The organism is Spiroplasma endosymbiont of Dactylopius coccus, from assembly GCF_977110965.1.
The window spans coordinates 703,072-716,262 of record NZ_OZ373019.1 but is presented as its reverse complement, the minus strand read 5'-3'; the positions used below and the strand labels follow the sequence as shown (position 1 = coordinate 716,262).

Here is a 13,191-nt window from a genome sequence, read left to right as displayed (position 1 = left end):
CCCCTATATACTTGATAAAAATCCAAATTATTTCTTGTCTAAAATATAATAAGACTACAACGATTTAATTTATTCCGGATTTTTGACAATCTCCCAATTTAACTAATAACTTCAGAAAATAACAAAGAACGATATAACTACCGTTCTTTTTTGTTAAAAGATTAAAACTTAATAAAACTGTCGTAGAAGTCTAATAGTGAGTACGAAATGTAAATACTTCTATATCAGAATAAAAGAGGATTTAATGTTAAGCAAGTTAAAATGTTACACTGTATCGCTTAATGTAATTATAGATTAATTTGAATAGCCTTATTATGGCTCAGTAAATACCCCATTAATCTAATTAACAATTACATTCATTCCGCCAGTAAATCCATTAAAGAAACTACCAAATACTGGTATAGTATTTAATTGAATTTTAACTGTTTCTCTTATTGATAAGGGTATTTCATTCATAGAATTATAAATGAAATACATTAAAGCGTTTAAATTTCTTAAATTTTTAAATTTTAAATTATTGATAATATAACCATTAACTTGACCTCTTAATTTTTTATTATTTTTATTAAAATATACAAAATAAGGATTACCAATAGTATAAAATTTATCAGTTTCTAAATTTGCTCCATTTAAAAATTACTATCTCAATAAGGAATATATTTACCAGTTTCAGTATCAATTTTGTTAGTTGCTGTTGTTTTTTCAATATCAGTTAATATATGACCTTCAAAAGTCTTTTTTGCACCATCATCATACATTGGTGCTATTACTTCTTGTCATTGTTGATAAGTATCAACCGTTGATTTTGCTCCTACGGTTAAAACATAATTTGTTTCTGGTAAAGCACTAAAACTAACTGGTTCATATGTAGATGCTTGATAATTTAAAGGAAAAATTAAATGTGTTGGATTCATAGTAATTTCCTTATTATCATTTTTATTAATATTTCTACCCCATAATCCAATTCCTATTTTCCCAACTGTTCCATAAAAAGTTATTTGTGCATGTGTAACTGGTCTTGGTAGTAAGTAATCTTGGTCTAATATAATATTGTTACTTAAATCAAGTGCAGGTATTGCAACTGGTTCACCAACAGCACCTAATTGCACATATTGATTAATTGCTAAACCACTTGTGGCTAATTTATCATTTAAACTACTAAAAGTACATTGAATATAAGCAAGTTCTTTATTTTCATTATTATAAGTTTTACTTGCAACTTCAAGAATATATCATTGTCTATCAACTTTAATTGATTTATTAATATTTATAACTTTATTAATTTCTGGAATCATATATAACTTATATAAATTAGTAACAATGTTACTAATTTATATTATTAATAAAATCAAAATTCTTTTTTTCATTTGGAATATTAATAATTACATTTTTAATTGCTTGTTCTTGAATAAAAGCATTATTTGCAGGAGTTGCACTATAAGTAATACCTAATTGGTCTGATAATATATTCCCATAAAATACATCACCAACTTTTAAAACCTTTTTACCAGTAGAATCGATTGTTTTTAAATCTGGTTCTATTAAATCAAAACTATTATTAAATTAAATCTACTAAAATTTAATAATTTTTCTATACTAAGTATGGATTATACTTTGATTATCTTCCTTAACACAATCATGAATTTTAACATCATAACTATCAAATAAATTTTCATAATCAACATTAAATGGCACTAGTAATTGGTTTTTACTAGAAAAACGAGTAATTAATAAGTGCAAATAATGATGATCATTATTGGCATTTAAAGTTTGTTCATAATAAGCGAACCGTTCTTTATACTTAAATTGAATTGCTAATACTTTAAAATTATGTGATAAATAATTACGAACATCTTTAATATACTCTAACTGTTCTAATAAAATTTTACTATCATTAAATTCTTTGATACCAAAATAATGAGCAATCTTAGCGATACTTTTATCATTTAAAGTTTGTAATAATTTCATTGTTCATTCAAATGACATAACTTCTATTAAACTTCGTATTGTTCGTGATTTTAAAACACCACTTCTATTATATTTATTATAACCAGCACGAATCAAACGTAAAGCTGTTTTCATTTGAGCTAGGTGTTCTGGATTAAGAAAAGTAGCATTATCTAAATTTTGAACATTATCATTAAAAAGTTGATGTAATAAAGCATTTTTTAAAGAATTTTCAATCATTAAAATATGTTTTAAATACAATAAACGTAAATCAATGTTTAATAATAATAAATCTTTAAGTTGATGTTGAGGATAATTACGCTTTAATAATTCTAAATATTTTTCTTCAACAATATTTTCTGCAAATCATTCTTTATTTAATAACATGTAATTCACTCCTTAAATAAACTAACCTCTAATTTTATAAATACCAACACGAATAGAAGAATTTTCAGATTCTTTTGTTTCACTTTTAATATCTACTTCTTTTTTTCTTCGTAACAACTCTTGTTCAATAAAGTCATCAACGTTCATATTGGTACTTTGATAAGTAGCAGTTCAATCAAATGTTTTATTAGTAAAGTTATTTTTGAGTTTATTACTATCTTTAAAAAATTCTTGTACTTCTTGATTCATAAATGCTTTTTGCTTACGTTTACGTGAAAATAAATTAGTAAAGAATTTCTTAAAATTAAAAATTGATCAAAACTGACGAAAATTAATAGTCATTGCTAAACCAAAAATTAAAATTGATGAATACAATAATGAATAACCGATAACTCGTAATACAAAACTATAATCTGTGAAATTATATGTTGGTGGATATTTGTCAAAGAAATAAAGGCATCCAAATAATGTTACTGCTAAAATTGGAATAATTAAAACTAAAGTATTTTGAATAATAAAACGTAAATCACTATTATACGTCAAATGTTTTCAAACATAAACTCAGATTGAAATTAAACGATAAACCCAACCAATACAACTTGATAAAAGAATCATATATAAACTTAATGATAAATATTGATAACTTTGATGTTTTCAACCTAAATTTGATAGTATTCAACCCAAAATAACACCTAAAACAAGATTTATTATTGATTGAATATATGAACCTCAAATTGTTTCTTTGTGTTTTACAGTAGCATTTACAATAACTTTTCCTGGTTCGGTTGCCACTTGAATTGTATTTTTTAAAGATAAAAGTAAAATAAATCATGGTTGTGACAAAAATAAATTAATAAAAAGATTTTTTGAAGAATCAAAATTACCATCAAAATTATTAATATTTGTAATACTTAAAGCAGACACTAAATATTGAGTAATAATAAATTGATTAATAAATAAAAAACCAGCAATCATATAAGCATATAACTCAAATTTAGTATACACAGTTCATCTAATTCGTCCACTTTTGGCAATTCAATATCCAAAAAATTCGCGAAAAGAACTAATTAAAATTAAAGCAATTGAGCGCATTGTTGTGGCAATAATAATATAAATAGTGTAAATTGATGTTGTTGTCAGTGATAAAAATAAAGTAATTAAAATAATATCAATGTTAGAAATAATCATGTCAGGTAAACGATTCAGGGCTACTCATCATGATTGTTTTAGCATCCTTTTTTGTTGTGTTCATTTTTTATGTTGTAATCATGGATATTCAATTTTAATAACGATAAAAGTAACAAATGCTTTTAATACACCACAAACAAAATAAGCAAAAAAAGGAATATACATATCTATTGGTTTACCATCAGATTTTCTAATAACTAATAACGTCATTAGTAAAATATACATAATAATCTCTGAAAAAATAAAAATTAAACGATTTAAATAACCTTTTTGATCAGCTTGAATTAAATTTTGATAAGCACCACTAAAATAAAAAAAGATTAATTCACGTGATCCTAAAGAAATAATAATAAGTGCTACTTGTCAAAAAGGAATTTCCATATCTAAACCAATTTCTGGTAAATGAACACTAGCTAATCCTAAAATAAAACCAGCACTGACAAGAATAATTAAATATATTCTTCCTGAATGATGATAATTTTTTCTTGTCGTATTAATAATATCGTTGACGGTTTCATAATCATCATTTTGTAAAGGACGATATAAAGAAAAAATGGTAATTAAACCAAGTCCTCCTTCTGTCAAACTAAGGTAAGTCAAAAAAGAAATAATAACACGAATTAAACCATTAATTTTTTCACCGTATGCTAAACCAGTAACATAAAGAAAAGTTAACTGTAAAATAGAGATAACAATTGTCACGATAACACCAACAATTGTATTAAAAATACCTTTTTTAGTTGTCATTACTTCACCCAATCTATATAAATAAAACTAATTTTGTTTTTTACTTAAATATGTTAACAACCCAAAATTAAAAGTTCAATATTATTAATCACTATTAAAAATAAAAAAAATAGCAAAAAAATAAAAATGTATTCTATATATTAGTATAGATTAATTTTATCATTTTTCTTTTTTAATCTGTTTAATTAAATCTGTTTTTAAATCTTTTATTATAAAATTTTGATCATTCAAATAAGTAAATGGTTCTTCTAAATCATTAAATGATAAATAATAAGCAAATAATGCAATTTTATTAGGAGTAACTATTGTTGACCCATACTTAGTGTCACCAACAATTGGTAAATTTAAAAATTGTAAAGTACTACGAATTTGATGTTTTCTACCAGTAACTAATTGACACTCAACTAAAGTAAAGTCTTTAGTATTAAATATTGGTGTAAAGATGGTGCTACAACTTTTACTTTGTTCACTTGGTTCAATTGAAAATTTCATTTTCATTGTTAACTCATCATGAGTAATATAACCAGAAATATTTAAATTTTTAGTTAATTGGCCAGAACAAATAGCCAAATATTTTTTAATAATTTGACCATTTTTGGTAGCATTATGAAATGCATTTTGTGTCATTTTATTTTTCGGATAAATAATTAAACCCTTAGTTAGTTTATCTAAACGATACTGATGACTAATATTAAATGTTTGCTCACGTTTCTTCTTCGGGTATTTTTGTTGTAAATAATATTTTACCATGTTATCTAAGCAAGAACCATATGGTTGATGGACAACAATATTATGATCTTTATTAACAATTAAAAAATTATCATCTTCATAAAACAATTCAATTGGTGCTTCTTTAGTAATTTTTTCTGGTTTATAGTTAACAACTAAATTACTTTCATAAATGACTACTAAATCATTTTCTTGTAAGCGATATTTAAAATCAGTAGTAGTTTTATTATTAACTCTGATTTTTTTTGTTCTAAATAAACGATAAATTTTTGACAGTGGTAGTGTTTTAAATACTTTTTTTAAATAATTAATTAAAGTTTGATCAGCATCATTGGCAGTAATTGTTAGGGTAGTCATAATTTCTCCTTTTAATTTTTATTAATAAAACCAGAAATAGTTGCAATTAGATTAGAAAAAGCATGTAAACCAATAGTATATGTAGTATTACCGCGTGTCATTATAAATAATAAGGGTAATATAATACTAAATCCTAAATAACCAATAATATTATTTCAATCACCACTATCCATAACATGCATTGATGGGAAATAAATTAATGAAGCAGCATATGCTAACCAACGATAACGAACAATGGTAAAAGTACCATGACGATATGATATTTCTTCATTAATTGGAGCAATAAAAATAGTACTAAGAACTAAAACAAAAATGCCATATGGACTATTCATTAATAAGTTTAAAACATCTTGATTTTTTGAAGTATTATTACTTGTTAACATATTAAATTCACTAAATTTAGGAATTATGTTGAAAATAATATTTAAAATAGTACCAATAACAGCAAAAATGGTAACTCAAGTTATTAAATCTAATTTTGCTTCTTTTAAAGTAGTAATAATTCTCTCACGTAATGATCTACAAAATATTAATACTAAAATTGATCCTAACAATTGAAATAATTGTTGAATTAAAAATGTAGTAGCAAGCGAAGTTACATCATCATCTTTACCACTAATAACTTTTGTTGCAATAAAAAATAAAAGAACAAATACTACACTAATAAAACCAAATACACTATGACTATAAGCAGCCCACCCACCTTTTTTAATCATAGTTTCTCAATCAATACCAAGTGAAACAACTAACCCAAAAATTGGCAATAAACTAAAAATAAAAAGACTAAGAAATGAACTTTGACTAGTATCTTTTACAGCATAAGTTTTGATTAAACTATAAAGAATTGGAATTATAATAAAAGATATAAGATAAATTATTGTTAGAGTTCAACTGGCTGTTTTGAAATTAAAGTTATTGGTGTCATCACAACTAAGTGATTTTGAAGTAAATTTATCAATAAATGACTGTTTTTGTTCATTTTTTTCTAAATTATTACTATTAATGTTATCAGTTTGGTTTACATTAATTCTACGTATGATATCATTGTTGTGAGAAACATTAATTTGATTAGATTTTTTATTAAACATGTATAAGTACTGCACGAAAACTTTCACCCTTTGTTAGTAAAATTAGTATTTAATATTAAATTTTAGTATAACATATAGTGAGAAATCTTGTAATATAATAAACTGTAATTTTACATTAATTTATTATAATGTAATGCAATATTTATATGTGAAGAGTTTAAAAAGAAAAGGAGGATAGAAAAGAATGCCTAAATACAAGATTAATATTATCGATTTACCATATAATTATGATGCTTTAGAACCTTATATTTCACAAGAAACAATGAAACATCATTATGAAGAACTTCATAAGAAATATTTAACTTCTTTAAAATTAGTGATGGATAAACATCCGAAAGTTTTTTCTGATTATAATCTTGAAACTAAAGGGGAACTAAATCGTTTATTAAGTAATTATTGTAAATTAGAAGATATATGTGAGGATAAAGAAACTTGTAATGTAAAAAAATTACAAAGTAGCATTCGACAATTTGGTGGGGGAGTAATTAATCATAATCTTTTCTTTTCACTATTGGGGAAAAATAAAGGTTTTAATGAAAAATCAGCTATTGGTAAAGCAATAATTAATCGCTTTGAATCTTATGAAAAATTTGAAGCTGCTTTAACAAAAACTGCCATAGATATTTTTGGAAGTGGTTGAGCATGATTAGTAATTGACAATAATGGTACATTAAGACTATACAAAACTTTTAATCAAGACAATCCATGATTCTTGAATATGTATCCATTGATCGCTATTGATGTATGAGAACATGCACATTATCTACAATATAAAAACGAACAAGAGAAATACTTACAAGCATTATTAAAAGTTATCAATTGAGAACAAGTAAATAACAATTATCAAGAGTATTTAAATGAAAAAACTAAAAAATAAGTAAAAAAGAACTCAGTTGAGTTCTTTTTTTTATAATATTATTAATATTAATCTAAGCTAAGTTATTTTTTAGAAGAATTTTTGGAAGAAATAGCAGCAATTCTAGTTTTTTTAATTTCTGCTTTTTTTTCTATTTTGATTTTTTCAACATGTTTTTTAAAACCACATCGATTACAATTCAATTGAATATTTTTTGCTTCTAAAAATTCGGCAATTAAAATAACCCTACCACAACGATGACAAGCAAAAGCATTTTCTGGCTTTTGTGCTAAACGAACAGATGCATATGTATCTTTCATAACTTACTCCTAACTCATATAAAATTAAAGTAATTATTTTTAGTTTTAATACTATACTTAAAACTTATCAAAGGTTAATATTAAAAAATGTGTCTAGTTATATATAAAAAAACTTTAATTCAAAATAAACTTAACAGGAGTTTAAAAACTAAATACTTAATTAGCCATTATTTTTTAATACTAATTTTATTATAATCATTTTTTTAAAAAAATGTATATTATTATTTATTTATTTTATTTACATTACTAAATTATACTTTTATAAAACAATATTACAATTAAAGTAATAATTCATTTATAATTAATTATGTCTTATTAACAAACCAATTAGGGGAGAAAGTAATATGAGTAACAAAAATAATGATATTAAAAATGAAATAATACAATTAAGAAACCAAATTAAACAATGAAATTATGAATATCATGTTTTAGATAAACCTACTGTTAGTGACGAACTTTATGATAGCGCCTATCATAGATTAATAAAATTAGAAGAACAATATCCCCAATTTAATAGTAACGATTCTCCAACTAAAACTGTTGGTAATAAACCAATTAATTCTTTAACAAAAATTTTTCACCAACAACCAATGCTAAGTTTGGGTAATGCCTTTAACTATGAAGATTTACTAAAATTTGATCAACAAATTAAAAAAACATTATCAGAAAATAACATTGAATATGTTTGTGAGCTAAAAATTGATGGTCTATCAATTTCTATAACTTATGAAAAAGGAAAAATAAAAACTGCTGCTACCAGAGGTGATGGTATTGCTGGTGAAGACATTACCAATAATATTTTGACAATTAAAACAATACCAAAAACAATACCAATTAATTCTAAATTAGAAGTAAGAGGAGAAATATATTTAAGTAAAGAAGAATTTAATCGCATTAATGAAAAACAACAACAACAAAACTTACCACTCTTTGCTAATCCTCGCAATGCTGCAGCCGGTACTATTCGCCAACTTGATATTAATATTGTTAATTCAAGAAAATTAGATGGTTTTCTTTACTATTATATTAATGCTACTAATGATAATATTAAAACCCATGAACAAGCATTATTTACCTTACAAAAATATGGTTTCAAAATTAATGAACAATGACAGTTATGTAAAAATATTGAAGAAGTATGAACTTATATTCAGAAATATGAAAAGTTAAGAAATACATTACCATATGAAATTGATGGTATTGTCATTAAAATTAATGATCTAACCAGTTATGATATGTTAGGAAGAACTAATAAGGTGCCAAAATGAGCAATAGCTTATAAATTTCCTGCTGTTACTAGTGTTACTAAGCTTTTAGATATATTTCCAACTGTTGGTAGAACAGGAAAAATAACCTATAATGCTAGATTACAACCAGTGATAATTGCTGGTACTACCGTTACTTTTGCCACACTTCATAATGGTGATTATATTATTAATCGTGATTTACGTATTAATGATTTAGTAAGTGTTAAAAAAGCGGGTGATATTATTCCAGAAGTAATTGCCCCAATTATTAGTAATCGTCAAATAAACAATATTATTTTTAAAAAAGCTATCCATTGTCCAGTGTGTAAAACAAAATTGGAACAAGTTCCGCCAGAAGTTGATCAATTTTGCATTAATAGTGATTGTCCATCACGAATTCTTAAATCATTAATGCACTTCTGTTCAAGAAATGCTATGGATATTATTGGTTTAAATGAAAAAATATTATTACGTTTTTTAGATTTAAAATGAATTAAAACTATTAGTGATATTTACAATTTAGTTAATTTACGAAAAGAAATACTATCATTACCACGTTTTGGTGAAAAATCTTTCACTAATCTTGCTAATTCAATTATTCTATCAAAACAAAATTCCTTAGAAAGACTTTTATTCGGTTTGGGAATTCGTCATGTTGGCCAAAAAACAGCAATTATTCTTGCAAAAAAATATTTAACTTTAAATAACTTAATGGAAGCAACCTTTGATGATCTAGCTAATACTAATGAAATTGGTCCAACAATTGCTACTAGTGTTATTGATTATTTCCTTAATCCTACTAATCAACAACTAATTACTAACTTGCAAAACTTTAAACTTAACTTTAATTATTTACAAAAAAACCAATCACAAGTATTGAATAGTAAAACTTTTGTCTTAACAGGAACTTTAACTAAAAGTCGTAACGAATTCATTCAATTATTAAATAACTATGGTGCTAAAATTACCAATACTATTACTAATAATACTTCTTATTTAATTGTTGGAGAAAATCCAGGAAATAAATTAGCACAAGCACGCAAACTTAATGTTAAAATTATTAATGAAGAGCAATTACAAAATTTATTGAAAGAGGTAGCAAAAAATGGATAAAATTGAAAAGAAAATGACAACAAAAATGCTACATGAATTTGCTAACGAACTTATGTTCAATTTAAGCGAAGAACAATGTGAAAATCTTTTACTAGAATTTAAAGCTATTGAAAAACAAATGGAAATTGTGACAAATATTAATACAAATGATATTGAACCTTTAAATTACCCATTTCCTATTATTAATAATTTATTACGTTCCGATAATGTTGGAACTCATTTAACATCTAAAGCTGTTTTAAATATTGCTCCAGAAGTTGAAAATAATTACATTAGTATTAATCAGGTGATTAATCATGAAAATTAATTACCACCAACTTTCAATTCGTCAACTTCATGAACTATTAAAAACAAAAATACTTACTCCAGATCAATTAACTAAATTAGTATACAAACGATTAGAACAATTCAAAAAATTAAATGCTGTTGTTACTTCACTGGAACAAAATGCCATTAAACAAACAAAAACAATTACTGAACAAGAAATTAATGATAATTTATTAGCAGCAATTCCATTTGTAATGAAAGATAATATTGCTACTATTAATTTCTTAACAACAGGTTCATCAAAAATTCTTGCTAATTTTATTCCTAATTATGACAGTACTGTTAATATGTTATTAACAAATAATAAAGCCATTAATATAGCTAAAACTGCTCTTGATGAACTAGGAATGGGTGGAGATGGTTTATATGCAGCTACCGGTCATGTCTTAAACCCTTGGAATTTAAAACATATCACTGGTGGTAGTTCTAGTGGCAGTGCAGCTTTAGTCGCTGCTGGAATTGTACCATTTGCTTTAGGAACAGATACTGGTGATTCAATACGTAAACCTGCCGCTTATTGTGGTATTGTTGGTTTTAAACCAACATATGGTTTAATTTCAAGAAATGGTGTTTTTCCTTATGCTCCAAGTTTAGACACAGTTGGTATATTTACTAATCATGTCGAAGATATTGCCATTGTCTTGGATAGTATTGCTTTATTTGATGAACAAGACTTTACTAGTGTTCAAAGTAAAGAAAAAGATTATACTCAAAACTTAAATCAAAATATAGAAGGTAAAAATATTGCTATTTTAAATTATAATGATTATCAATGAAATGATATAGTTAAATCTAGTTTTGATGAAGCAATAAAGCATTTAACTGATGGTGGTGCAAAAGTTCAACAAATTGAATTTAATAAAGAATTATTACAATCTTTATTACCAGTCTATATGATTATTTCTTTTGCTGAAGCAACTAGTTGCCACGCAAATCTAACTGGTATTAATTTTGGTGTTCGTAAAAATGGTAAAAATTATCAAGAAGTTATGACAAATTCACGAACATTTGGTTTCGGTGATATGGTAAAACGCAGATACATTATTGGTGCATATGCTTTATCTGAAAATCATCAAGAAGAATTATTTAACAAAGCTAAAAAAGTAAGAAGATTAATTGTTGAACATTTAAATACTATCTTTAAAAAATATGATGCTTTCATTATTATGCCAAATATTAATCCAGCTCCGAAAATTAAAGATGTATTAGAACAGAAAAAAGTTATTAAAAATGAACATGATTATTTAGAAGACTTACTACTACTTTCTAATTTAAATGGTGGACCAAGCATTAATATTCCGTTAACTACTGTTAATAGTTTACCGATTGGTTTTAATATTAATGGTGCACCTTTTAATGATCAAGTTATATTGAATATTGCTTCATTTTTAAGTAAAAAAATTAATTTTAATAATAAACTACTAGGTGATGATCATGAATAATAAATATGATGTTGTAATGGGTATTGAAATCCACTGTGAATTAAAAACTAAAACTAAATGTTTTTCCAACGCCGCCAATACTTTTGGTCAAAAACCAAATACTCAAATTAATGCCATTGATTGCGGATATCCAGGAACATTACCAACAGTTAATCAAGCTGTTATTATAATGGCAATTCAAACATGTACTGCTTTAAAAATGAATATTGATCCACTCTTACGTTTTGATCGAAAAAGTTATTTTTATCCCGATTTACCTAAAGGTTATCAAATCACACAATTTTTTCATCCAATTGGCACAAATGGTGAATTACCAATAGTTGTAAATAATGAAGAATTTATTGTTAGTTTTGAACGCTTACATATTGAAGAAGATACAGCAAAACAAATTCATAATAATAAAAAAACATTATTAGACTATAATCGAGCGGGAATTCCCTTATTGGAAATTGTTACTAAACCAATTTTTAACACAAGTGAACAAGTAGTAGCATATATTAATACTCTACGTCAATTATTAATTCATTTACAAGTTAGTGATGCTAAAATGAATGAAGGCTCATTACGATGTGATATTAATATATCGTTAAAACCACATGGTAGTGATATTTTAGGTACCAAAGTTGAAATTAAAAACTTAAATTCTACACATAATATTACTTTAGCAATAAATGATGAAATTAATCGTCAAACTAATATTTTAAATAAAAAACAAAAAATTAATCTTGAAACTAGAAGATTTGATGAAAAAACTAATAAAACCGTTAGCATGCGTAGCAAAGAAAATAAAATTGATTATAAATATTTTCCTGAACCAAATATTTTTCCAATTCAACTAGACGAAAAATGAATCAAAATGATTGCTAAAAATCTTCCTGAATTGCCTAAAGAAATAATGGAAAGATTAAAAAAACAATACAATCTATCAACAAAAGATATTAATTTATTAATTGACAAAGTAGAAATATTAACTATTTTTGAACAAACAGTTGCCATTAATAATTTAGCATTACCTACCTTTAATTATTTAGTAGGTCCTGTGCAAGCTTATTGTAATACTAATAACACTACTATTAAAAACAGCGAACTTACTGCTAATAATCTATCACAATTAGTTAGTCTAGTTTATGAGCAAAAAATTAATGATAAACAAAGTAAACAGTTATTAAATGCAATTATGATTAATAGTGAAAAAAGCCCTACCGATCTTATTAGAACATTAGGTATTACTTTAGTAAGTGATAGTAATGATTTAGAAAAAATATTAATCACAATTTTAAAAGCAAATGAAAACATGATTACTATTTATAAAGTCAATCCAGAAAAAGCAATGAAATTTTTTATGGGTCAATTAATGAAACTAACTAAAGGACAAGCAAATCCACAAGTTTCTAAAGAAATATTAAAAAAATTGATTGAAAACTATGAGGCTTTTATGTAATC

The 13,191-nt window shown here is 24.9% G+C and carries 11 protein-coding genes; 5 read left to right on the top strand and 6 right to left on the bottom strand.

Annotation, left to right across the window (positions count from 1 at the left end):
• Positions 1 to 629: 629 nt before the first annotated feature.
• From ACXUB0_RS04445 to ACXUB0_RS04425, 5 genes are all read right to left on the bottom strand, one after another.
• A complete protein-coding gene (locus ACXUB0_RS04445; RefSeq protein WP_458257890.1) occupies positions 630 to 1,295 on the bottom strand; it encodes a hypothetical protein in 666 nt (221 codons plus the stop codon).
• A 301-nt stretch (positions 1,296 to 1,596) separates the two neighbouring features.
• Positions 1,597 to 2,334, bottom strand: coding sequence for an Abi family protein (locus ACXUB0_RS04440; protein WP_458257889.1), 738 nt, complete (start codon positions 2,332 to 2,334; stop codon positions 1,597 to 1,599).
• Positions 2,335 to 2,355: 21 nt separating this feature from the next.
• Positions 2,356 to 4,269 (bottom strand): hypothetical protein, encoded by a 1,914-nt coding sequence (locus ACXUB0_RS04435; protein WP_458257888.1) that lies wholly within the window; start codon positions 4,267 to 4,269, stop codon positions 2,356 to 2,358.
• A gap of 156 nt (positions 4,270 to 4,425) precedes the next feature.
• Positions 4,426 to 5,355, bottom strand: a complete 930-nt coding sequence (locus ACXUB0_RS04430; protein WP_252319191.1) for an RluA family pseudouridine synthase — start codon at positions 5,353 to 5,355, stop codon at positions 4,426 to 4,428.
• Between the two features lie 11 nt (positions 5,356 to 5,366).
• A complete protein-coding gene (locus tag ACXUB0_RS04425; protein WP_174480467.1) occupies positions 5,367 to 6,443 on the bottom strand; it encodes a CPBP family intramembrane glutamic endopeptidase in 1,077 nt (358 codons plus the stop codon).
• Between the two features lie 184 nt (positions 6,444 to 6,627).
• On the opposite strand from ACXUB0_RS04425, the gene ACXUB0_RS04420 reads away from it, so the two are divergent.
• Entirely contained in the window at positions 6,628 to 7,320 is a 693-nt protein-coding gene (locus tag ACXUB0_RS04420) for a superoxide dismutase (RefSeq protein ID WP_338959788.1), read from the top strand.
• Between the two features lie 62 nt (positions 7,321 to 7,382).
• Here the strand turns inward: ACXUB0_RS04420 and ACXUB0_RS04415 are convergent, their stop codons facing one another.
• Positions 7,383 to 7,619 (bottom strand): hypothetical protein, encoded by a 237-nt coding sequence (locus tag ACXUB0_RS04415; RefSeq protein WP_286640752.1) that lies wholly within the window; start codon positions 7,617 to 7,619, stop codon positions 7,383 to 7,385.
• 344 nt (positions 7,620 to 7,963) lie between these two features.
• Here ACXUB0_RS04415 and ligA point away from each other — a divergent pair, with 344 nt between their 5' ends.
• The 4 genes from ligA to gatB are packed head-to-tail and all read left to right on the top strand — an operon-like array spanning position 7,964 to position 13,189.
• The gene (gene ligA / locus ACXUB0_RS04410; protein ID WP_458257887.1) at positions 7,964 to 9,979 is read left to right on the top strand and encodes an NAD-dependent DNA ligase LigA; all 2,016 of its coding nucleotides are present in this window, start codon (positions 7,964 to 7,966) and stop codon (positions 9,977 to 9,979) included.
• Positions 9,972 to 10,286 (top strand): Asp-tRNA(Asn)/Glu-tRNA(Gln) amidotransferase subunit GatC, encoded by a 315-nt coding sequence (gatC, locus tag ACXUB0_RS04405; protein WP_458257886.1) that lies wholly within the window; start codon positions 9,972 to 9,974, stop codon positions 10,284 to 10,286. Before ligA ends, gatC begins: the two co-directional genes overlap by 8 nt.
• Positions 10,276 to 11,748: an amidase family protein gene (locus ACXUB0_RS04400; RefSeq protein ID WP_458257885.1), complete on the top strand. Its 1,473-nt coding sequence runs from the start codon at positions 10,276 to 10,278 to the stop codon at positions 11,746 to 11,748. Before gatC ends, ACXUB0_RS04400 begins: the two co-directional genes overlap by 11 nt.
• The gene (gene gatB, locus ACXUB0_RS04395; RefSeq protein ID WP_458257884.1) at positions 11,741 to 13,189 is read left to right on the top strand and encodes an Asp-tRNA(Asn)/Glu-tRNA(Gln) amidotransferase subunit GatB; all 1,449 of its coding nucleotides are present in this window, start codon (positions 11,741 to 11,743) and stop codon (positions 13,187 to 13,189) included. The genes ACXUB0_RS04400 and gatB overlap by 8 nt, the downstream gene beginning before the upstream one ends.
• Positions 13,190 to 13,191: the final 2 nt, after the last annotated feature.